Consider the following 20,624-nt stretch of genomic DNA (forward strand, 5'->3'; position numbering starts at 1 on the left):
CCGAATAATCTCCGCTGTTCAGGGGACGGGCGGGGGAGGGCACATGGCCGATGTGTTCGCGTGTGCGGGGTGCGGAGCCGAGCTGACCGCCCCCGTGTCGCGGATCGCGCTTCCCGTCCGCGCCCACCAGCACTACGGACACGAGATGCTCCCCGCGCTGATGGAACCGGGGACCTACGCCGTCGACCCGGAGCCTTCCGGTCCGCCATGGCGGCCCTGGGACGAGGTCGGGCCGGACGAAGCGGCGGCCCGCGGCGTGTTCGCCCCGGTCGCCTTCCTGCCGTGCGGGGCGCCCGGAGCGATCGTCGTCGCGCCGGGCGACACCCGCAACACCGTCCTGATCCCCGAGCGGTGCGACGGATACTGCCTGGGGCTCGACGGGCGGGACGGTCCGAACCTGGCCTGCGCGCACTGCGCGCGGCCGGTCGCGACCCGCATCGACGACTGCTCGCTCTGGCAGGCCGTGCGGCTCCACCCGACCGCCGTACGCCGGCTCCCCGCCGACGGCCCCGACCGGACGGCCGACTGGGAGGACCTGCTGCGGGAGCGGCGGACCACGCCCCCGATCGAGCCTCCCGGGTGCTGGAGCCCGCAGTGGGAGGCGGCCGTCGCGGTCGCGCTGGCCCACCTGCTGGCCGCCTCCGGCGGGACCCGCGTGCACCTCCCCGGCGGCCTCGTCGCGACCGCGTTCGGACGCGTGCTCGACGCGCTGCTTCCGCCCGGGCCGGCGGCGAAGACCCTGGCCCTGGCCGGACCGGGCCTGCCCGATCCGGAGCCCGCCCCCGACATCGTCCTCGTACCCCGGCACCCGCAGACGGGCCTGGCCTGGCAGTCGCCGGCCGGCGCCGCCGGGACAGTGCCGCTCGCCGCGGACGTGTGGATGCACATGGCCTTCCACAACGACCGGCTGCACGTCCCCGCGAGCGGCGGGCTCCCCGACGGCGTCCTGCGCGACGATCCGCTGCCGATGCATCCCTGGGGCGGGGTGTTCCGCCCCGACCCGCGCGTGTTCCGCTACACGCTGGCCCGGCTGCCCGCCGTCCGCCTGCCCTGGCTGCGCGCGATCCACGACCGCCTGTCCAGCGGCCCGCTCTAGCCGCCCGCCCGGCGTTCCCGCACGGCGCTCCCGGCCCGACGGTTCTCATCTCGACCCCGCGTTGCTACGGTGCCCCCGCCCTGACACCCCATCAGATCCGGAGCCCGGCATGCGCGCACTCGTCGCCGCCGCCATCGGCCTTGCCGCCGCGCTGGCCCTCGTGTTCGCCGTCACGGCGCTCGGGGCGCCCGAGGGCAAGACCTCGCCCAAGCCCCTGCTCACCACCGCGCCCAGCGCGCCCGGACAGTAGAGGAGGCCCGGCCTTGAGACGCACCGCCAGCCTCGTCCTGCTCGCCCTCGCCGTGTTCCTCGCCGCTCTCGCACCGCTGCTGCGCTGGTACGCGTACCCCCGGCTCGCCAAGATCCCGCCGAACCAGTACCAGGAGATGGTCCTGGAGGCGAAGGACGCGACCCTTCTCGACTACACCGCCGGCATGGAGCCGAAGAAGGTCGACAAGGTCACCGTCGTCCAGACCCTGAAGGGCAACGTCGAGGCATCGAAGGAGATCGAGGCGAGCGCCGGCAAGGACGTCGTCGTCTGGGACACGCTGTCGTACATCATGGGCCCCGACGGGAAGATGGTCTCCCAGATCCCCGAGCGCTACATCTTCGACGCCCACACCCAGGCCCCGGTGCACGCCACCGGCGAGATGGTGGACGGCGACCCGGTCAGGCGCGAGGGCATCGAGTTCAAATGGCCGTTCTTCACCGAACCCCGCGACTACCTCTACTTCGACGCGCAGACCCGTACCGACTCGCCGGTCCACTACGTCGGCCCGCGCACGTACAAGGGGATGGACGTCTACTACTACGAGCAGACCGTGCCGTGGACGAAGGTCTCCCTGCCCAAGAAGATGCCGATCGAGGGCATCGACCCCGCGACCTTCGAGCAGAGCACCGGCACCAGCCTCTGGTACAAGGTCAAGGCGATGTTCTGGGTCGACCCGGTCACCGGGGCGCCCGTCAACGCCGAGCAGGTCATCGAGCAGGAGATGCGCGGCGGCATCGCGGCCGGCGCGCCCGACGGCAGGCTCACGGTCTTCGCCGGGGACGTGAAGTTGCGCGAGGACTACGCGAAGTACACCCTCGACCTGGTCAAGTCGAACCGTACGAAGGTCCTCGCGCTGCACACGTACGCCCCGGCCGGCCTGGCGGCGGGCGGACTCCTCCTGTTCGCGGCGGCGCTGTGGCTGGAGGCGCGGGGCCGTGGCCGCCGGGGCGAGGCGGAGGAGGGGCTCAGCGCCTGAGGCGGGCGTTGGTGTGCCGGGTGGGCTCGGCGGTCGCCGGGTCCTCCGGCCACGGGTGCTTGGGGTAGCGGCCGCGCAGCTCGGCGCGGACGGCGCGGTAGCCGCCCTTCCAGAAGGAGGCCAGGTCGGCGGTCACGGCGGCGGGCCGCCCGGCCGGGGACAGCAGGTGGACCAGAACGGGCACCCCGGCCACCTTCGGGGTCTCGGCCAGCCCGAACAGCTCCTGGAGCTTCACGGCGAGGACCGGCTGCCCGTGCTCGGCGGAATAGTCCACCCGGATCCGGGAGCCGCTGGGCACGGCGATCCGCTCCGGGGCCAGCTCGTCGAGGCGCGCGGCCTCGCCGGTGGCCCAGGGCAGCAGCCGGTTCAGCGCCTGCCCGGCGTCGATCCGCCCGAGGTCGGCCCGGCGCCGGGCCCGCGACAGCTCGGGCTCCAGCCAGTCGTCGGCGCGGTCCAGCAGGGCGCCGTCGTCCCGGACGTCGGGCCAGCCGCCGCCGAGGGTGCGGTGCAGGAAGCCGAGCCGGTCCCGGAGCGCCTGAGCGTCCGCGGTCCAGCGCAGCAGGCCGAGCCCGTCGCTGCGCAGGCCGTCGAGGAGGGCGGCCCTGACGAGGGCCGGGTCGGGGTCCTTGAGCGGGCGCACGGCGAGCTCCACCGACCCGAGCCGCTGCGCCGTGCGGGCGACGACGTCGCCGGCCTCCCAGTGCACCTCTTCCCCCGAGGTGAGCAGGTGCCCGGCGGCAGCGCGGGCGGTGTCCTCGTCGATGACGGCAGCCAGCCGGACGCGGGCGGACGTGGAATGGGGGCCCCGGTCGGCGACGGCGACGGCCAGCCAGGGCGCACTGCGCAGCCCGGAACCGTCACCGAGCTCGGCGGCGGTCCCGCCGGCCATGAGGAAGGCCCCTTCGGCCTTGGCCCTGGCCACCCGCTCCGGAAACGCCAGCGCCGCGACGAGCCCGGCAGCGGCATCGTCGCCCGGGGAACCCCCTCGCCCGCGGGCGTCGACGGATGCCGGGCGGTCCGTGCCCCCGGGCCGCCCGCCGCCCACGACGGTGGCCGCACCCTTCGCCCCCGGGCCGGCGCCGGGTGCGGCGGGGTGCGGGGGCGGTCCGGCGGGCCTCGCGGGGTCCGCGGGCGGTGTGGCGGGGTCCGCGGGCGGGTTCGCTGGGGTCTGGGTCGCGGCGCGTTCCAGGCGGCGGGCTTCCGCGCGCCAGCGGGCGGCGTACGCGTCGCCGCCCGCGCGGGCGCGGCGCCAGGCGGCGGCCAGGTCGTCGCCGTACTCCCGCGGCGGCTCCTCGCTCAGCAGTGCCACCAGCTCCGCCGCCCGGCGGGCCCCCACGGCGGCCGTTCCGTCCAGCAGTGCCCGCGCCAGCCGCGGATGCAGGCCCAGCCGGGCCATCCGCCGCCCGCGCGGGGTGACCCGGCCGGCCGGGTCCACGGCACCGACCGCGGACAGGACCTCCCGGGCCGCGGCCATCGCCCCGGCCGGCGGCGGGTCGAGCAGCGCCAGGCCCGTCGCGTCCGGGTCGCCCCAGCACGCGGCCTGGAGCGCGAACTGCGCCAGGTCCGCGATCCGGATCTCGGGGGAGGGGAACGCGGGCAGGCGGCCGTCCTCGGCCTCCGGCCAGCAGCGGTACACCGCCCCCGGCGCCTCACGGCCGGCCCGGCCCGCCCGCTGGCGCCCGGCCGCGCGGGAGGCCCGTACGGTCGCCAGCGCGCCCAGCCCCCGCGCATGGTCCACCCGGGGCTCGCGGGCCAGCCCGGAGTCCACGACCACCCGTACCCCCGGCACGGTCAGGCTCGACTCCGCCACCGCCGTGGAGAGGATCACCCTGCGGTGGTCCGCGGGCGTCAGCGCCGCGTCCTGGACGGCCGCCGGGGCCCGGCCGTGGACCTGGAGGACCTCCGCGTCCACCCCGCCGAGCTGCCCCGCGACACGAGCGATCTCGCCGACGCCGGGCAGGAAGCACAGCACGTCGCCGGAACGTTCCGCCAGCGCCCGCCGCACCACCGAGGCCACGTGCGCCAGCTGCGCCGGGTCCACCCGCATCCCGTGCGGGGGCCGCACCGGCCGGGCCGGCGGGGCCCAGACCGTCTCCACCGGGTACGAGACCCCCCCGGCCTCCACCACCGGCGCGCCGCCGAGACGGCCCTGACCAAGGACGCGGGCCCAGCCGGCGGCGTCGGTCGTCGCCGAAGCCGCCACGAGCCGCAGCTCGGGGCGCAGGGTCTCCCGTACGTCCAGGAGGAAGGCGGCGACCGTGTCGGCGTCGAGGTGCCGCTCGTGGCACTCGTCCAGCACCACCACGTCCACCCCGGCCAGCTCCTGGTCGCGCTGGAGCCGCTGGAGCAGGACCCCGGTGGTCACGACCTCGACCACCGTCGCCGGCCCCGCCACCCGCTCGCCGCGCACCGTGAAGCCCACCGAGCCGCCGACCTGCTCGCCCAGCAGCCACGCCATCCGCCGTGCCGCCGCGCGGGCGGCGATCCGCCGGGGCTCGGCGACGACGACCCGGCGCCGGGGCCCGCCGCCGACCAGCCCGGCCAGGACCAGCGGCACCAGCGTGGTCTTGCCGGTGCCGGGCGGGGCGCACAGCACCGCCGTGCCGTGGGTGTCCAGCGCGGAGACCAGCGCGGGCACGGCCTCCCGTACGGGAAGGGCGTCGAGGGCGGCGGTACGGATCACGTCAGTCGCTCCCCCCGGCCTTCGGCCGGGGGCTCCCCCATCTCGCTTCGCTCGCAGACGAAGATCGCGGTGCCGGGGATCAGGTTGCCGCGCAGCGGGGACCAGCCGCCCCACTCCTGGGTGTTCCACGAGGGCCATTCCGGTTCCACCAGGTCGACCAGGCGGAACCCGCCCGCCACCACGTCCCGGACCCGGTCTCCGATCGTGCGGTGGTGCTCCACGTATACGGCGCGGCCCTGCTCGTCCTGTTCGACGTACGGGGTCCGGTCGAAGTAGGAGGCGGCGACGGACAGCCCTTCCGGGCCGGGCTCGTCGGGGAAAGCCCAGCGGACGGGGTGGGTGACCGAGAAGACCCAGCGGCCGCCGGGGCGCAGGACGCGGTGGACCTCGCGCATGACGTTCACGGGGTCGGCGACGAAGGGGACGGCCCCGTACGCGGAGCAGGCCAGGTCGAAGGAGCCGTCGCGGAAGGGCAGCTTCCCCGCGTCGGCCTCGACCAGGGGGACGTCCGCGCCGATGCGCAGGGCGTGCTGGAGCTGGCGGTGGGAGAGGTCCAGGGCCACCGGGCGGGCGCCCTGCGCGGCCAGCCAGCGCGAGCACTGCGCGGCGCCGGCGCCGATCTCCAGGACGACCTTGCCCTTCAGGGCGTCCGCCGGGCCGAGCAGCGCGGCCTCGGCCTCGTCCAGGCCCTCCGGTCCCCAGACGAAGCGGTCGTCGCCGAGGAACGCTCCGTGTTCGCTCTGGTACTCGTCGGCGTTGCGGTCCCACCAGCCCCGGCTCGCCCGGCTGCTCTCCGCATCGTCGGCGTCACGCCGGGTGGCCTCGGCGTCCTCGCCGGCGTCGCCGTCGGCTTCGTACGCTTCTTCGGGGGCGTAGTCCTCTTGGTTCATGGGGCCTGTCGTCGTAGTCTGCGGAAAGAGTCGGAACGAGGCAGGGAACGGCCATCGGCGCGCGCCTGCCCACGAATTGTGCCGGTCGTGCGGCGATCTGCCCGGGATGTGCGCCTTCGCGCATTGACCCTGTCCGGCTGCCCCCGTATGCTACAAGTTGCGCTGCGAGCCTGTGCTCCTCAGACCTAGCAGGCTGCGCTTGCATCTGTAGATGACCCCTCGGTTTTCGAGGCCCGGTCCGCTTGACGCGGAATTTGGGCTTCCTTGGCTGTCCGGCTTCTTCGGCAGATGCCGATAAGGGCTCCCGGCGTAGCAGTACCTACGACTTTCTGTCCGTAACCGGAGCCCTTTCCCACATGACGAGCAGCACCGAGACCACCTCTACCACTCCGCAGGTAGCGGTCAACGACATCGGTAACGAGGAAGCCTTCCTCGCCGCGATCGACGAGACGATCAAGTACTTCAACGACGGCGACATCGTCGACGGCGTCATCGTGAAGGTCGACCGGGACGAGGTCCTGCTCGACATCGGTTACAAGACCGAAGGCGTGATCCCGAGCCGTGAGCTCTCGATCAAGCATGACGTCGACCCGAACGAGGTCGTCAAGGTCGGCGACGAGATCGAGGCCCTGGTTCTCCAGAAGGAGGACAAGGAAGGCCGTCTGATCCTGTCCAAGAAGCGCGCTCAGTACGAGCGTGCCTGGGGCACGATCGAGAAGATCAAGGAAGAAGACGGCATCGTCACCGGTACCGTCATCGAGGTCGTCAAGGGTGGTCTCATCCTCGACATCGGCCTCCGTGGCTTCCTGCCGGCCTCCCTCGTCGAGATGCGCCGCGTCCGCGACCTCCAGCCCTACGTGGGCAAGGAGCTCGAGGCGAAGATCATCGAGCTGGACAAGAACCGCAACAACGTGGTCCTGTCCCGCCGCGCCTGGCTGGAGCAGACCCAGTCCGAGGTCCGCCAGACGTTCCTCACCACCCTGCAGAAGGGTCAGGTCCGCTCCGGCGTCGTTTCCTCGATCGTCAACTTCGGTGCCTTCGTGGACCTGGGTGGCGTCGACGGTCTCGTCCACGTCTCCGAGCTGTCCTGGAAGCACATCGACCACCCGTCCGAGGTTGTCGAGGTCGGCCAGGAAGTCACCGTCGAGGTCCTCGACGTCGACATGGACCGCGAGCGTGTCTCCCTGTCGCTGAAGGCGACGCAGGAGGACCCGTGGCAGCAGTTCGCCCGGACCCACCAGATCGGCCAGGTCGTCCCGGGTAAGGTCACCAAGCTGGTTCCGTTCGGTGCGTTCGTCCGCGTGGACGAGGGCATCGAGGGCCTGGTCCACATCTCCGAGCTGGCCGAGCGCCACGTGGAGATCCCGGAGCAGGTCGTCCAGGTCAACGACGAGATCTTCGTCAAGGTCATCGACATCGACCTGGAGCGTCGCCGGATCTCGCTGTCGCTGAAGCAGGCCAACGAGTCCTTCGGTGCCGACCCGGCGTCGGTCGAGTTCGACCCGACCCTGTACGGCATGGCCGCGTCCTACGACGACCAGGGCAACTACATCTACCCCGAGGGCTTCGACCCCGAGACCAACGACTGGCTCGAGGGCTACGAGACCCAGCGCGAGACCTGGGAGCGCCAGTACGCCGAGGCGCAGGTCCGCTTCGAGCAGCACCAGGCTCAGGTCATCAAGAGCCGCGAGGCCGACGAGGCCGCTGCTGCCGAGGGCGCTGCCGCCCCGGCCGCCGGTGGCAACGCCGGTGCGGGCATCTCGGGTGGTTCGTACTCCTCGGAGTCGGACGAGACCTCGGGCGCCCTGGCCTCCGACGAGGCCCTGGCCGCGCTCCGCGAGAAGCTGGCCGGCGGCCAGAGCTGATCGCAGCGCATCACACTCCGGTGTGAGCTGAGCTGAAAGCAAGGCCCGTCCCCCAGGGGGCGGGCCTTGTTGCGTTCCTGTGAAAAGCGCCAACTGGGGAATGGAGCAGCCGCCTTGGACGTTCTTGGCTGAGAAGGCGGACAGGAGGAGTCGTGACGGTGCTTGATCCACAGGGTTTGTACGAATGGGATGCCAAGGGCCTGGCGGTGGCGGACCTGGCACTTGCCCAGGACTCGGCCGGGCTGGTCATGCTCTACCACTTCGAGGGGTACATCGACGCGGGCGAGGCCGGTGAGCAGATCGTCGAGCGGCTGCTCGACACGCTGCCCCACCAGGTGGTGGCCCGGTTCGACGCGGACCGTCTGGTCGACTACCGCGCCCGGCGTCCGCTGCTGACGTTCCAGCGCGACCACTGGACCGAGTTCGAGGAGCCCCGGCTGGAGGTGCGCCTCGTCCAGGACGCCACGGGCGCGCCGTTCCTGCTGCTCTCCGGCCCCGAGCCGGACGTGGAGTGGGAGCGCTTCGCCGTCGCGGTCCGGCAGATCGTCGAGCGCCTCGGCGTCCGGCTCTCGGTCAACTTCCACGGCATCCCGATGGGCGTCCCGCACACCCGGCCCGTCGGGATCACCCCGCACGGCAACCGGACCGACCTCATGCCGGGCCACCGAAGCCCCTTCGACGAGGCGCAGGTGCCGGGCAGCGCCGAATCGCTCGTCGAGTTCCGCCTCGGCCAGGCAGGGCACGACGTACTGGGCGTCGCCGCGCACGTCCCGCACTACGTGGCGCGCTCCCCGTACCCGGACGCCGCGCTGACGGCGCTGGAGGCGATCACGGCGGCGACCGGGCTGGTCCTGCCTGCGGTGGCGCACGGGCTGCGGACCGAGGCGCACCGCACGCAGACGGAGATCGACCGGCAGATCCGCGAGGGCGACGAGGAACTGGTCGGGCTGGTCCAGGGGCTGGAGCACCAGTACGACGCGGCGGCCGGCGCCGAGACGCGGGGCAACATGATCGCCGAGCCGCAGGAGATCCCGTCGGCGGACGAGATCGGCCGCGAGTTCGAGCGGTTCCTGGCGGAGCGCGAGGGCGAGGGCTGACGGGCGTTACCGTCCCGCCCCCGCCCCCCGGCGCGGGGGCGGGACGGTCTGGGGAGCCGGGGGGCTGTACGGGGGCCGGGGCGCGGGGTCTAGTCTGCTGGGCATGCTGAAGGTGGGATTGACCGGCGGAATCGGTGCGGGCAAGAGCGAGGTCTCGCGGCTGCTGGCGGGGTACGGGGCGGTCGTCGTGGACGCCGACCGCATCGCGCGGGAGGTCGTGGAACCGGGGACCCCTGGGCTTGCGGCCGTCGTGGCGGCCTTCGGAGAGTCCGTGCTGACCGCCGAGGGGGCACTGGACCGGCCGAAGCTGGGGTCGATCGTGTTTGCCGACCCGGCGAAGCTGCAGACCCTCAACGCGATCGTGCATCCGCTGGTCAGGGCCCGGTCGGCCGAACTGGAGGCCACCGCAGGGCCCGACGCGATCGTGGTGCACGACGTACCGCTGCTTGCGGAGAACGGCCTGGCGCCGCTGTACGACCTGGTCGTCGTGGTGGACGCGGCCTCCGGGACGCAGCTGGCGCGGCTGACCGCGCTGCGCGGGATGGCCGAGGAGGAGGCGCGGGCGCGGATGGCCGCGCAGGCCACCCGGGAGCAGCGGCTGGCGGTGGCCACGCTCGTGATCGACAACGACGGGCCGCTGGAGGCACTGGAACCGCAGGTGCGCAAGGTGTGGGCGGAGCTCATGGAGCGGGCGGGGGCTGCGGGCGGTGGCGCCGGAGCTCCCCGTGCCTGACGTGCACATGGAATAGCGGGCGGGGCGCGAGGCGTTGAACGGGTCCGGAGAGGGAAGGAACCGACCGTGTCCGACACCACGCCGCAGCCCGTACCGTCGCAGCCGCCTCCGCCGTCCGGTTCGTCGCCCGAGACGCACGTCATCGACTACCGGGCCGCCGAGCAGCTGCTGGCCGCGCGTGACCCGCGGGGCGCCGTGAAACTGCTCGACTCGGTGATCGCCGCGCACCCGGAGAACACGGCGGCCCGGCTGCTGCGGGCCCGTGCGTTCTTCGCCGCCGCTCAACTGCGTCCGGCGGCACTGGAGTTCGAGCTGGTGCTGGAGCGGGAGCCGGACAATGCCTTCGCGCACTTCGCGCTGGCCCGCACCCACGAGCGCTCCGGCCGGCCCGCGCAGGCGCGCAAGCACTTCCGCCTGGCAGCCGCCCTCGACCCCCGGCCGGACTACCTGGCGGCGGCCCGCTTCGAGGAGTAGGCCCGCCCCGGCCCGTCGCCCTGCCGGCCCGCCCGGCTTCACCGGCTGCCGGGAGGCTCGTACGGGGGGACGTCCGGGCCCGGCTGGTAGTGCGGGCCCTGGTGGATGTGGTGGAGGACCACCGCCAGGTCCACGGTCGCGAGCACGGCGAGCACCCCGCAGGCGGCCGCCCACCCGGGCCGGCCGACCAGCGAGAACGCGGCGGTCCCGGCGACGGCCCAGACGATCCCCCACAGGCTCAGCCAGAACCTCAGCCGCAGCGGACTGCGGGCGGTCATCGGCTCGTTTCCGGAACGCATGGCCCATCGCCTCAGGTCCATGGTCCCACCGGCGGGGCGGTGGTGCGCCAGGGGTGGAGGCGGGTTCGGCGCCCTGGCTGGGGATCCGGTATCTGCCCAGGTCAGCGCGGGTGTCAGTGGGCGCGCCTAGACTCGGCGGCAGACGGGCTCGGTCTGGCCCGAAGGAACCGAGGGGAGGGGGAGGTGACACCGTGACTCCGCAGCCGACATCGCAGCGGACACTGCATCCGGCACCGCCGCACCCCGCGCACGCCCTCCTGCGCCACCCCGCCGTGTTCCTGCCCGCCGCCGTCCCCCGCGAGGCCCGCATCGCCTTCTGGGCCGCCGACGGGGACGCCCTCCCCGAGCTCCCGGTGGGGACTCCGGCGCCGCTCACGGTCGTACGCCCCCATGGCTCGTCCGTGCGCTCCCGTACGGTCCCCTCGCTCGGCCTCTCCGTCACCGACGCCCTGCCCCTGCTCGCCCGCGCCCCGTACAGCGCCGTCACGCACCCCGCCACCCGGGCTTGGGGCACCGCCGCCTGCCACGCGCTGGCGCTCGTCGCCCGCGGTCGGCTCCTCCCCGGGACCACCCCCGACGGGGTCGACGCCTGGCGGGCCGGTCCGCTCGACGCCGAGGACGTGGGATTCCTCCGCGCGGTGGCCGCCGCGCTCCCGTACGAGGGGTACGCCACCCCCCTGGCCGGCCGCCGCCCGCTCCGGCTGCCCGAACCGGAGGCCCTGGTCCGGGCGTTCCTCGATGCCGTCGCCGACAGCCTGCCCCGCACCCCGGCCGCGCCGGTGGCGGCCGGGCGGCCGTTCGCCGCGCAGGAGCCGCAGCGGGTGCCCGGGATACAGGACTGGGCCGCGCAGGTCGCGGCCGGCGCCGATGCCGGCGTGGGGATCTCGCTGCGGCTCGACCTGTCCTCGTTCCGCCTCTTCGACGAGGCGGACGAGGAGGACGTCCGCCGCGCGGGCGCCGCCGTCGTCCAGGTGCACAGCCTCGCCGACCCCACCCTCGTGACCGATGCCGGGCTGCTGTGGGCCGGTGCGGCCGCCGCCGGCTTCGGGCCGCGCGCACGGATCGACGCGGTGCTCGCGCTGCGCCGGGCCGCCCGGGTCTGGCCGCCGCTGCTGCGCCTGCTGGACCAGCCGGTCCCCGACGTCCTGGCCCTCTCCGACCCGGAGCTCGAAGACCTGCTGGGCACCGGCGCGACCAGGCTGGCGGCCGCCGGGGTCCTCGTCCACTGGCCGCGGGAGCTGGCCCGTACGCTGTCCGCGACCGCGGTCGTACGGCCGGCCGCGCCCGGATCGGCCACCGACGGCACGGCGTTCTTCGACGCCCGGAACCTGTTCGCCTTCTCCTGGGAGCTCGCGCTGGGCGGCGACCGGCTCACCCCGGGGGAGATGGACGCCCTGGCGCAGGCCCACCGGCCCGTGGTGCGGCTTCGGGACCAGTGGGTGCGGGTCGATCCCGAGCTGGTGCGCAAGGCGCGCAAGCGGGAGCTGGGGCTGCTGGACCCGGTGGATGCGCTGGCCACGGTGCTGACGGGGACCGCCGAGGTCGACGGGGAGCCGGTGGCGGCCGTTCCCGTCGGCGCGCTGGCCGCCCTGCGGGATCGGCTCACCGGCGAGCCCGCCCTGCTGCCGCAGCCCGTCGGGCTCAAGGCCGCCCTGCGCGACTACCAGGCGCGCGGCCTGGCCTGGCTGGACCTGATGACCTCGCTCGGCCTCGGCGGCTGCCTCGCCGACGACATGGGCCTGGGCAAGACGGTCACCCTGATCGCGCTGCACCTGCACCGGGACCGCCCCGAGCCGACGCTCGTCGTGTGCCCCGCGTCGCTGCTGGGCAACTGGCAGCGGGAGATCGAGAAGTTCGCGCCCGGAGTCGCGGTGCGCCGCTTCCACGGAGGAAGCCGCAGCCTCGACGGGCTCGCCGGGGGATTCGTGCTCACCACGTACGGGACGATGCGCGCGAGCGCGGCCCGGCTGGCCGGGCAGCCCTGGGGCATGGTCGTCGCCGACGAGGCGCAGCACGTGAAGAACCCGCATTCGGCGACGGCGAAGGCGCTGCGCACGATCCCGGCGCCGGCCCGGGTGGCGCTGACCGGCACCCCGGTGGAGAACAACCTGTCCGAGCTGTGGGCGCTGCTCGACTGGACCACGCCGGGGCTGCTCGGCCCGCTGACGGCGTTCCGGGCCCGGCACGCCCGCCCGGTGGAACACCAGCAGGAGGAGGACGGGGGCAACGAGGCGGCGGTCGCCCGGCTGGCCGCGCTCGTACGGCCGTTCCTGCTGCGGCGCAAGAAGTCCGACCCGGGGATCGCCCCCGAGCTGCCGCCGAAGACGGAGACCGACCATCCGGTCTCCCTCACGAGGGAGCAGGCTTCGCTCTACCAGGCCGCGGTGGACGAGGCGATGGCCGTGATCGAGTCGAGCGAGGGCATCGAGCGACGCGGCATGATCATGAAGCTGCTGGCCTCGCTCAAGCAGATCTGCAACCACCCCGCGCAGTACCTGAAGGAGGAGCAGCCCCGGATCCCGCACCGCTCGGGCAAGCTGGCCCTGCTGGACGAGCTGCTGGACACGATCCTCGCGGAGGACGGCTCGGTGCTGGTCTTCACCCAGTACGTGACGATGGCCCGGATCATCGAGCGGCACCTGGCGGCCCGGGGCATCTCCCACCAGCTGCTGCACGGCGGGACCCCGGTCGCGCGCCGCGAGGAGCTCGTGGACCGCTTCCAGTCCGGCGAAGTCCCGGTCTTCCTGCTCTCCTTGAAGGCGGCGGGCACCGGGCTGAACCTGACGCGGGCCGGCCATGTCATCCACTTCGACCGCTGGTGGAACCCGGCGGTGGAGGAGCAGGCCACCGACCGCGCCTACCGGATCGGCCAGACGCAGCCCGTCCAGGTCCACCGGATCATCGCGGAGGGCACCGTGGAGGACCGGATCGGTGAAATGCTGGAAGCGAAGCGGGCCCTGGCCGATGCCGTGCTCGGCTCGGGGGAGTCGGCGCTGACGGAGCTGACCGACCGCGAGCTGGCCGACCTCGTCTCCCTGCGGAGGCCCGCATGATCACCGCGCGGGACGACCGCCGCCGTACCTTCGATACCGTGCCCGCCGGGGTGGAGGCCACCAGCTGGTGGGGCCGGGCCTGGGTGTCGGCGCTCGAAGAGGTGTCCCGCGACCCGGCCCGCCTGGCCCGGGGCCGGGCGTACGCCGCCGAGGGCCATGTCGACGCGGTCACGATCACCCCGGGCCGGATCGTGGCGTACGTACGGGGCAGCCGGGCCCGCCCGTACCGCACCGAACTGGCGCTGAGCCCCTTCCCGGACGACGGGTGGAGCGAACTCCTGGAGTCGGTGGCCGCCGACCCCGCAGCCCTCGCGAGCCTGCTGGAGCGAGAGGTCCCGCAGTCCCTGGCGGGGACGGTCCTGCCCGGCGCGGGCGAGCTCGTCCCGCGCTGCTCCTGCCCGGACACCGCCCGCCCGCCGTGCAAGCACGCCGCCGCCCTCTGCTACCGGGCCGCCCGCCTCCTCGACGAGGACCCGTTCGTCCTGCTGCTCCTGCGCGGCCGCGGCGAACGGGAGCTCCTCGACGAGCTGACCCGGCGCAACGCCGCCCACGCTGCACGCGAACAGCCCGATGCCGCACCGGACTTCCCCGGTGTCCCGGCCCGTGCCGCGCTGGCCCGCACCGGCCTGCCACCGCTGCCGGCCCCGCCGGCCGCGCCCGCGGCCGCGGGCCTGCCGCCCGCGTACCCGGCCGATCCGGCGGCCCCGGACCCGCTGGCCCTGGAACAGCTCGCCACGGACGCGGCCGCCCGCGCCCTCGCGCTGCTCACCACCGCCGAGGACCCGATCGCCGGTCTCACCCTCTGGCAGGACGCCGTCCGTCTGGCCTCCGCGCACCACACGGCCGGCCTCACCGGAGCGGCCCGCACCCTCTACCGGGACCTGGCCCGCGCCACCGGCCGCACCACCACCGACCTGGCCCGGGCCGCCGCAGCCTGGCGCCAGGGCGGGCGGCCCGCGCTCGCCGCCCTCGAAGAGCCCTGGGACCCCCCGGCGGGCCCCTTCGACCGGGCCCGCCCGGCCCTCCTCGCCGCCTCCCGGGGAGTCTTCCGCCCCGAGCGCAACCGGCTCACCGCGCACACCTGCCAGCTCCGCCTGGGCCGCGACGGCCTCTGGTACGCCTACGAGTCCCGCCCGGACACCGAGGACTGGTGGCCGACGGGCACCCCTTCCCCGGACCCCCTCACGGCCCTGCGCCACTGACGCCGAACGGCAATTCCTCCGGCGAGAGGCAGCCGGCCATGAGGGAGCTGGTCCTCGAATGCCCGGGGATGAACAGGGAGGAGCTTCTCCAGCAGACACGGGAATTCTTCGGGTGGAAGCGCATGGGCTCCGACATCCGGACTGCGCTGGAGTCCGACATCGAAGAGCTGCGCGGCCGCGGAGGCCTGAGCGGTTCCCCGGACCGGCTCGTCGCGCCCCACTGAGGCCCTTGCGCAGACCTGCCGCGACGGGTGCGCGCTCACTCGTCCGGCAGGGCCGCCGCCCAGCGCGTCAACGTGGTGAAGTCCCGGTCTCGCAGACCGTGTCGGGGGTGGATGCGCAGGAGGAGTGCCGGAGCCGGGTGGTGGGCGGCGATCCAGGCGCGGTCGCGGGCGGTGATCATGTCGTCGACCCAGGCGAAGGGACGGCCGGCTGCCCAGCCGAGGAGCGGACGGGTCTTCCAGAACAGTCCGTCGGGGTCGTCGGCGAAGAGTTCCGGCCACTCGATGACAGGAAGGTCGCCGGGTAGCCCGACGTGCGGGGCGATCAACGTGTTGGCCTCGTGCATCCAGGCGGTGGCCCAGGCGAGTTCGAAGGGCAGGGCCTGCAGACGGCGGCCGTGGGACGGGTGCAGGCGCACCCGCAGGCCGCGCCGGGCGCTGCGGGAATCCGGGTCCCGGTGGGACATCCAGCCGGTCGGACGCATCCGGTGGCTCGTGTATCCGCGCAGCCCGGCGAGGCGTGAGCGGAACGGGTTGAGGGGGCCGTCCACGTCGAGGAGCAGCAGCGGGCGATCGGTCATGAAGTAGGCAGTACCCAGCACACGATGGAGTGAAATGCCCACCGGCTCTGTAACCCGGATGGGTTTACCGCGTTTTCTGCGGTACGGGTGCAGTACCCGTGGACTCCTCCGGAAGGCAGGGAAACTGATGCGTCACAGTCGTCGGAATGGCGTGATCGCGGCGGTGGTCGCGGGAGGCGGACTGGCGGTCGCCGGCGTCGGCGGATTCGCCCATGCCGACGCCAACGCGGGCGGGACGGCCGAGGGTTCGCCGGGGCTGCTGTCCGGGAATCTGGTGCAGCTGCCGGTGCACACCCCGCTGAACGTGTGCGGGAACACCGTGAACGTGGCCGGCTTGCTGAACCCGGCTGCGGGCAACCGCTGTGCCAACGAAGCGGGCGACGGAAGTCCAGCGTCGTCGTCCACGCATGCGTCGAAACCAGGGGATGCGAACGGGTCCGTGGTCCAGACCGACAACGGCGGGGGAGCCCGTGCCGAGGGACGCGTAACGGATTCCCCCGGAGTGGTGTCCGGCAACGGGATCCAGCTTCCGGTCCACGTCCCGGCCAACATCAGCGGCAACGCGGTCAGTGTCGTCGGCATCGGCAGCAGCACCACCGGCAACACCTCCGTCAACGGTGGGGAGCCCAGCGGCTCCAACCCGCAGCAGCCGCCCGTCGTCGAGCCGCCCGTCGTGGAGCCGCCTGCCGTCGAGCCGCCCGTCGTCGAGCCGCCCGCCCCACCCGCCGTCGAGCAGCCCGTCACCCCGTCCGCGCCGCCGCAGCACGGCCCGGCGCTCGCCCACACCGGGGCCGACGGAGTCGGCTACCTGCTGCCCAGCGGCGGGGCCCTGCTGCTGGGCGGGGTGCTGCTCTACCGCCGCTTCCGCCTCCGGTAGGCAGCCGGCGCGCCGCAGGCCTGCCTACGGCTCGGGGCCCGACGCGGGCACGGGCCGGTGCGCGGGCGGCGCGGGCGGTGGGAGTGTGCGCCAGCCGTCCAGGATCGCGTCGATCTGCGGCGCCAGCCGGGCCCGGGCCGCGAACCGCGGGACGCCCGCCATCAGCAGGGCGTCGTACTCGGTGTCCGTGTGCCGCACCGCCGCCCGGACCGCCACCGACACCGCCTGTTCGTCGAGGGCCCGGCCGGCCGCCGTACGGCCCACCCGGCCGCTGCCGCGCACCGAGGCGTGGGTGGCGATGGCCGCCGCCCGCTCGGCTGGGCAGCCCGGGAAGAGCCGCCGGATCTCCGCGGTGAACGCCGCCGTGAAGCGGGTGTCCTCCACCGCACGGCGCAGCCGGTCGCGCTCCCGGCGGCGGGCCCGCGCCTCGGCGTCCGCGAGACAGGCGCGCTCCGCGCGGGCCAGCGCGGGGTCCTCGACCAGCAGCCCGAGGCGCTCGTAGCGCCGGCGCCGCTTGTCGAAGCGGACGACGACCGCGGAGAGTGAACTGGCCTCACGCGCCCGCCGGGTCAGCGCGGCATCCCCCCGCGGCAGGTAGACCAGGTGCCCGAGGTCGGCGCAGTCCAGACAGCGGGGCACACCGGCCTCGCGGACGAGATGCCGCAGCGGCCCCTGGCGGCACTGCGCGCAGTGGATCTGCTTCAGTGACTCGAACACCACGAGGCTCATGACCTGGTGATACCGCTGTCCGGTCGGCTTATCACCTCGCGAGGTCCGGCGATCCGGGTTTCTTCAACTCCCCCTGGATGGCCGGATGTCCCTCTACCGTGGGGCGACGGGGCTGCGGTAGGGCCGTGATGCCCGTGGAGGAGGGGCGACATGGGCGGACGGCAGGCGACGGCGCGGCCGGCGAGAGACACGGCCGGCGCGGAGGACCTCGCGGGCCGGGAGGTCGTCATAGCGCCCGGCGGCTGCACCGGCTGGCACTTCCACCGCGTCCCGCTGATCGCGCTCGTCAAGTCCGGGACGCTGACGCGGATCCTGCACGACAACACGACGGTCGTGCACCGGCCCGGGACCAGCTTCGTCGAGCCGCCCGGCATCGAGCACCTCCACCTGGGCCGCAACCTCGGCACCGTACCCGTCGTGCTGTACGTGACCTCCACGCTCGCCGAGGAAGAGGCCTTCTCCATACCCGCTGCCGCCCCGCGCGGCGCAACACCGTGCCCCTGCTCAGGGGACTTCACGTGAACCGGCCCGCCGGGCGCCGACCCGCTCAGACCAGGCGGCGTATCTCCCCGCGCACCCGGTAGAACCCACCCGAGGCCGCGTGCAGCCCGTCCACCACGTACCGGGCGCCGGGCTCCCGGATCCCGCGCGGGAACTGCACGTTCCACGAGGGCTCGAAGCCGCCCGACACGACCTGCACCCGCACCCGGCCGCCCTGCCGGACGCACTCCACGACCACACCGTCCGCCGGCGCCGCCGCCACCGAGACGGTCGCCACCGCCGAGGCGGACGCCGCCGGGGTGAACACCGGCAGCGCAGCCGCCGACTTCACATCGACCGCGGTCGGCACGGAGCCCTGCTGGGCCGCGAGGATCGCCGCCTCGCTCGCGTCCATGCAGATCAGGGACCCGTCCGTGGTGACCAGGTACAGCCGCTCGTCCAGGTACTGCATGGACAGGGCCGAACCGCCGCCGGTGCCCAGCTTCCACAGCCGCTGTCCGTCGGCGTCGAAGCAGTACACCGAGGAGGCGTAGTCGGCGGCGAACACGTGCCGGCCGTCCGGCGAGGTCGCACACGCGTACACGGCGGCGTCGCACCGGTACGAGGCCTCCACGGCACCCGTCGCCTTCGCGAGGCGCTGCACGGTGTGGCGCCCGGTGCCGGCGTAGACGGTGTGGTCCTCCTGCCAGCCGAAGAGCACCGAGCCGCCCGTCGGCGTGTGCCACAGCTGCGCCCCGCCGTCGGCCGCGTACGCCGTCACGCCCTGGCTGTGCCCGTGGTAGACCGCCCGCTCGTCCGCCCGGACCATCCACGCGTTGGAGCCCGACGACCGCCGCGACCACTGGAACTCGTCCTCGTGGTCGATGACCGTGAGCCCGCCGCTGCGGTCGGACACGCTCAGCACGCCCTCGTGGATGTCCAGCCAGAAGATGTCCACGTCCGCCGCGATGTCGTAGGCCCCGAACGGCACCTTCGAGGACAGGTCGTACACCGTGCCGTCGTCACAGCCCGCGTATATCCAGAACTCGTCCGCCACCAGGCACTTCACCCCGTCCGGCAGCGAGTACCGGGCCAGCACCTCGCCCCCGTGGCTCAGCGTGTAGACGTCCCCCGCCTGGTTCCCGACCCAGCAGCGGTCCTCGTCCACATGGATCCCGAACGCCGAGGAGCCCGTACGGAACCGCCACAGCACCGGGGCCACCGCCCGCGCCGTCGACGGCGCCGACGTGACCTGGCGGCGCGTCACCGCCCGGGCCGCGCGCTGTCCGGCCACGGCGGGCGCGTACCCCTTGCGGACCTTCTCCCCGATCTTCTTGGCGGCCGCCGCCCGGGCCTTCTCGACGGTCGGGAACGACGAGCTCTGCACCTGGCCGTCCGCGCCGATGCGCCCGTACCTCACCGAGACGGCCGTGCCGTCCACGGTCACCTCGTAGAACTTGTGCGCCCCGCCGCCGTCCTGCGACAGCTCCAGATACGTCTTCTCGCGAGCCATGACAGACCCCTCCCCAAGGCCGGGCCAACGGCTCTTTCCCGCCGGTGATCCCTCGTGAAAAACGCTAAGGCCCACCACTGACAATGGGCCCGTGCAGCTGGAAGCGATCACATGGCAGCGGATGGCCGAGCGGCTCGCCGGTCACCTCGACGAACACAAGGCCTCCGCCGGGCGGGGGACTTGGCAGCGGGTGGGGATCGACGGTGCGCCCGCCGCCGGCACCGGCGTGCTCGCCGGCCACCTCGCCGAAGAGCTGCGGCTGCGCAGCCGCCCGGTCCTGGTGGTCCCGGCCGAGGGCTTCCTGCGGCCGGCCTCGCTCCGCTTCGAGTTCGGCCGCGAGGACGTGGACTCCTACCTCGGCGGCTGGTACGACACCGCCGCCCTCCGGCGCGAGGTGTTCGGCCCGACCGACCCGGGCGGCACCGGCCGGGTGCTGCCCGACCTCTGGGACCCGGTGACCGACCGCGCGACCCGCAGTCCGTACACCGAACTCCCGCCGGGCGGCGTGGTCATCGTGCACGGCCCGCTGCTACTGGGACACTGGTTCCCCTTCGACCTCAGCGTGCACATCCGGCTCTCCCCGGGGGCGCTGGCCCGCCGCACCGAGGACTCCGCGCGCTGGACGCTGCCCGCCTTCGCCCGCTACGAGGCGGAGACCGACCCCGGGGCGCAGGCCGACGCGGTGGTCCGGGCCGACGACCCCCGCCACCCCGCCTGGACCGGTCTCATCAGCCCCACCGGCCCCGCCGGCTGACCTCGCGGACCCCCGCCCCGTCACGGACGTCCGGGATCGGCAACAGCGCCATCCCGGCTCGGTGACGAACGGGATCCGGCCGTCGCCCCGGCCGCAACCGCGGCGCTACGTTGACGCCACGCTTCGACGGTGGCCACACGGTGGCGCCCTGGCAGAGGGAGAAGGCAATGGGCGGACGCGGTACGGCGGCCCGGGGTCCGAGACGGCTGCGGCGTCACGCGTGCGCCGCGCTGGTGCTGTGCGGAGCCCTGGCCCTCACGGCCTGCAACGGCGACGACGGTTCTGCGGGAGCCGCGGGTACGGCGCCCGACGCAAGCACGGCGACCCCGTCGGCCGCGGCCACCTCCTCGGCCGCGCCCGGCGGATCGACGCCGTCCGCCTCCGCGACCTCCTCGAAGAAGCCGGCCCCGGCCGCCACCGCGACCGGCAAGCCGAAGCCGCCGGCGCCCGCTCCCACCTGCGACCACAAGATGCCGATCTCGCCCGACGAGATCGCCGTCTACCGCTACACCCCCGAGGGGGGCATGCTCAGCCTGATCGTCAAGCACGGGAACTGGGGCTGCCCCGTCGCGGGGGGTGCCACCCCCTTCGTGACGGTCGGAGAGGAAACCTTCATCCCGGTGGCCGACGACGCCAAGATCACCGCCATGGCCCCCATCCTCACCGGCTCCGTGAGCAAGCCGATCACCGCGCACGAGCTCACCTCGTGGCTGGAGTCCCACCCGAACAAGGGCCTGGTGTTCCACTACAACGTGAACCACAGGGGCATGATCGAGACCCTCGGCCAGGAGGAGTACACCCCGTAGCCGCCGCGACCGCCGTGCGCCCGG

Annotated in this window: 20 protein-coding genes; 14 read left to right on the forward strand and 6 right to left on the reverse strand. The window is 74.0% G+C overall.

Annotation, left to right across the window (positions count from 1 at the left end; genetic code table 11):
* The first annotated feature begins 43 nt into the window (after positions 1–43).
* From ABTY04_RS06795 to pgfA, 3 genes are all read left to right on the forward strand, one after another.
* Positions 44–1,096, forward strand: coding sequence for a hypothetical protein (locus ABTY04_RS06795; RefSeq protein WP_352212254.1), 1,053 nt, complete (start codon positions 44–46; stop codon positions 1,094–1,096).
* 109 nt (positions 1,097–1,205) lie between these two features.
* On the forward strand, positions 1,206–1,346 hold the full coding sequence (locus ABTY04_RS06800; RefSeq protein ID WP_352212255.1) for an SPW_0924 family protein: 141 nt from the start codon (positions 1,206–1,208) through the stop codon (positions 1,344–1,346).
* A gap of 13 nt (positions 1,347–1,359) precedes the next feature.
* The gene (gene pgfA / locus ABTY04_RS06805) at positions 1,360–2,343 is read left to right on the forward strand and encodes a cell envelope lipid trafficking protein PgfA (protein WP_352212256.1); all 984 of its coding nucleotides are present in this window, start codon (positions 1,360–1,362) and stop codon (positions 2,341–2,343) included.
* On the opposite strand, the gene ABTY04_RS06810 is transcribed toward pgfA, so the two are convergent.
* Together ABTY04_RS06810 and ABTY04_RS06815 are read right to left on the reverse strand one after the other, a co-directional pair.
* Positions 2,333–5,026: an ATP-dependent RNA helicase gene (locus tag ABTY04_RS06810; RefSeq protein WP_352212257.1), complete on the reverse strand. Its 2,694-nt coding sequence runs from the start codon at positions 5,024–5,026 to the stop codon at positions 2,333–2,335. The genes pgfA and ABTY04_RS06810 overlap by 11 nt on opposite strands.
* Complete coding sequence (locus ABTY04_RS06815) at positions 5,023–5,916, reverse strand: class I SAM-dependent methyltransferase (protein ID WP_352212258.1); 894 nt, start codon at positions 5,914–5,916, stop codon at positions 5,023–5,025. Before ABTY04_RS06815 ends, ABTY04_RS06810 begins: the two co-directional genes overlap by 4 nt.
* 356 nt (positions 5,917–6,272) lie before the next feature.
* Here ABTY04_RS06815 and rpsA point away from each other — a divergent pair, with 356 nt between their 5' ends.
* The 4 genes from rpsA (at position 6,273) to ABTY04_RS06835 (ending at position 10,085) form a co-directional block, all read left to right on the forward strand.
* Positions 6,273–7,781: a 30S ribosomal protein S1 gene (rpsA, locus tag ABTY04_RS06820; RefSeq protein ID WP_030292147.1), complete on the forward strand. Its 1,509-nt coding sequence runs from the start codon at positions 6,273–6,275 to the stop codon at positions 7,779–7,781.
* A gap of 158 nt (positions 7,782–7,939) precedes the next feature.
* Entirely contained in the window at positions 7,940–8,878 is a 939-nt protein-coding gene (locus ABTY04_RS06825) for a PAC2 family protein (protein WP_352212413.1), read from the forward strand.
* A gap of 103 nt (positions 8,879–8,981) precedes the next feature.
* On the forward strand, positions 8,982–9,611 hold the full coding sequence (coaE, locus tag ABTY04_RS06830; RefSeq protein WP_352212259.1) for a dephospho-CoA kinase: 630 nt from the start codon (positions 8,982–8,984) through the stop codon (positions 9,609–9,611).
* A gap of 66 nt (positions 9,612–9,677) precedes the next feature.
* Positions 9,678–10,085 (forward strand): tetratricopeptide repeat protein, encoded by a 408-nt coding sequence (locus ABTY04_RS06835; protein WP_352212260.1) that lies wholly within the window; start codon positions 9,678–9,680, stop codon positions 10,083–10,085.
* Positions 10,086–10,123: 38 nt separating this feature from the next.
* Here ABTY04_RS06835 and ABTY04_RS06840 read toward each other — a convergent pair whose 3' ends face one another.
* Entirely contained in the window at positions 10,124–10,384 is a 261-nt protein-coding gene (locus tag ABTY04_RS06840; RefSeq protein WP_352212261.1) for a DUF6343 family protein, read from the reverse strand.
* Between the two features lie 221 nt (positions 10,385–10,605).
* Between ABTY04_RS06840 and ABTY04_RS06845 the strand changes: the two genes are divergently transcribed.
* Genes ABTY04_RS06845 through ABTY04_RS06855 form a run of 3 tightly spaced genes read left to right on the forward strand, consistent with a single transcriptional unit; the run spans position 10,606 to position 14,863 of the window.
* Positions 10,606–13,437, forward strand: a complete 2,832-nt coding sequence (locus ABTY04_RS06845; RefSeq protein WP_352212414.1) for an SCO1167/SCO6262 family helicase — start codon at positions 10,606–10,608, stop codon at positions 13,435–13,437.
* Positions 13,434–14,639, forward strand: a complete 1,206-nt coding sequence (locus ABTY04_RS06850; protein WP_352212262.1) for an SWIM zinc finger family protein — start codon at positions 13,434–13,436, stop codon at positions 14,637–14,639. Before ABTY04_RS06845 ends, ABTY04_RS06850 begins: the two co-directional genes overlap by 4 nt.
* A gap of 38 nt (positions 14,640–14,677) precedes the next feature.
* Positions 14,678–14,863, forward strand: coding sequence for a hypothetical protein (locus ABTY04_RS06855; protein WP_352212263.1), 186 nt, complete (start codon positions 14,678–14,680; stop codon positions 14,861–14,863).
* 35 nt (positions 14,864–14,898) lie between these two features.
* Here the strand turns inward: ABTY04_RS06855 and ABTY04_RS06860 are convergent, their stop codons facing one another.
* Entirely contained in the window at positions 14,899–15,441 is a 543-nt protein-coding gene (locus ABTY04_RS06860) for a hypothetical protein (RefSeq protein WP_352212264.1), read from the reverse strand.
* 127 nt (positions 15,442–15,568) lie between these two features.
* On the opposite strand from ABTY04_RS06860, the gene ABTY04_RS06865 reads away from it, so the two are divergent.
* Positions 15,569–16,318 carry a chaplin gene (locus ABTY04_RS06865; RefSeq protein WP_352212265.1) on the forward strand — a complete coding sequence of 250 codons (750 nt, stop codon included), beginning with the start codon at positions 15,569–15,571 and terminating at the stop codon, positions 16,316–16,318.
* Positions 16,319–16,342: 24 nt separating this feature from the next.
* On the opposite strand, the gene ABTY04_RS06870 is transcribed toward ABTY04_RS06865, so the two are convergent.
* Entirely contained in the window at positions 16,343–17,047 is a 705-nt protein-coding gene (locus ABTY04_RS06870; protein WP_352212266.1) for a DUF2293 domain-containing protein, read from the reverse strand.
* A 150-nt stretch (positions 17,048–17,197) separates the two neighbouring features.
* Here ABTY04_RS06870 and ABTY04_RS06875 point away from each other — a divergent pair, with 150 nt between their 5' ends.
* Positions 17,198–17,569, forward strand: coding sequence for a cupin domain-containing protein (locus tag ABTY04_RS06875; RefSeq protein WP_352212267.1), 372 nt, complete (start codon positions 17,198–17,200; stop codon positions 17,567–17,569).
* 25 nt (positions 17,570–17,594) lie between these two features.
* Here the strand turns inward: ABTY04_RS06875 and ABTY04_RS06880 are convergent, their stop codons facing one another.
* Positions 17,595–19,040 (reverse strand): WGR domain-containing protein, encoded by a 1,446-nt coding sequence (locus ABTY04_RS06880; protein WP_352212268.1) that lies wholly within the window; start codon positions 19,038–19,040, stop codon positions 17,595–17,597.
* 91 nt (positions 19,041–19,131) lie between these two features.
* Between ABTY04_RS06880 and ABTY04_RS06885 the strand changes: the two genes are divergently transcribed.
* A complete protein-coding gene (locus ABTY04_RS06885; protein WP_352212269.1) occupies positions 19,132–19,794 on the forward strand; it encodes a nucleoside/nucleotide kinase family protein in 663 nt (220 codons plus the stop codon).
* A gap of 167 nt (positions 19,795–19,961) precedes the next feature.
* Positions 19,962–20,600: a hypothetical protein gene (locus ABTY04_RS06890; RefSeq protein WP_352212270.1), complete on the forward strand. Its 639-nt coding sequence runs from the start codon at positions 19,962–19,964 to the stop codon at positions 20,598–20,600.
* The last annotated feature ends 24 nt before the right edge of the window (positions 20,601–20,624 follow it).

Source organism: Streptomyces sp. NPDC097981 (genome assembly GCF_040302565.1).
Taxonomy (GTDB): Bacteria; Actinomycetota; Actinomycetes; order Streptomycetales; family Streptomycetaceae; genus Streptomyces.

What these genes read in the sequence shown, in the direction of transcription:
- ABTY04_RS06795 (WP_352212254.1), top strand. Translation starts at nt 44, where the DNA reads ATGGCCGATGTGTTCGCGTGTGCGGGGTGCGGAGCCGAGCTGACCGCC.
- ABTY04_RS06880 (WP_352212268.1), bottom strand. Translation starts at nt 19,040, where the DNA reads ATGGCTCGCGAGAAGACGTATCTGGAGCTGTCGCAGGACGGCGGCGGG.
- ABTY04_RS06890 (WP_352212270.1), top strand. Translation starts at nt 19,962, where the DNA reads ATGGGCGGACGCGGTACGGCGGCCCGGGGTCCGAGACGGCTGCGGCGT.
- ABTY04_RS06800 (WP_352212255.1), top strand. Translation starts at nt 1,206, where the DNA reads ATGCGCGCACTCGTCGCCGCCGCCATCGGCCTTGCCGCCGCGCTGGCC.
- ABTY04_RS06870 (WP_352212266.1), bottom strand. Translation starts at nt 17,047, where the DNA reads ATGAGCCTCGTGGTGTTCGAGTCACTGAAGCAGATCCACTGCGCGCAG.
- ABTY04_RS06840 (WP_352212261.1), bottom strand. Translation starts at nt 10,384, where the DNA reads ATGCGTTCCGGAAACGAGCCGATGACCGCCCGCAGTCCGCTGCGGCTG.
- ABTY04_RS06865 (WP_352212265.1), top strand. Translation starts at nt 15,569, where the DNA reads ATGCGTCACAGTCGTCGGAATGGCGTGATCGCGGCGGTGGTCGCGGGA.
- ABTY04_RS06850 (WP_352212262.1), top strand. Translation starts at nt 13,434, where the DNA reads ATGATCACCGCGCGGGACGACCGCCGCCGTACCTTCGATACCGTGCCC.
- rpsA (WP_030292147.1), top strand. Translation starts at nt 6,273, where the DNA reads ATGACGAGCAGCACCGAGACCACCTCTACCACTCCGCAGGTAGCGGTC.
- ABTY04_RS06815 (WP_352212258.1), bottom strand. Translation starts at nt 5,916, where the DNA reads ATGAACCAAGAGGACTACGCCCCCGAAGAAGCGTACGAAGCCGACGGC.
- ABTY04_RS06875 (WP_352212267.1), top strand. Translation starts at nt 17,198, where the DNA reads ATGGGCGGACGGCAGGCGACGGCGCGGCCGGCGAGAGACACGGCCGGC.
- ABTY04_RS06860 (WP_352212264.1), bottom strand. Translation starts at nt 15,441, where the DNA reads ATGACCGATCGCCCGCTGCTGCTCCTCGACGTGGACGGCCCCCTCAAC.
- ABTY04_RS06855 (WP_352212263.1), top strand. Translation starts at nt 14,678, where the DNA reads ATGAGGGAGCTGGTCCTCGAATGCCCGGGGATGAACAGGGAGGAGCTT.
- coaE (WP_352212259.1), top strand. Translation starts at nt 8,982, where the DNA reads ATGCTGAAGGTGGGATTGACCGGCGGAATCGGTGCGGGCAAGAGCGAG.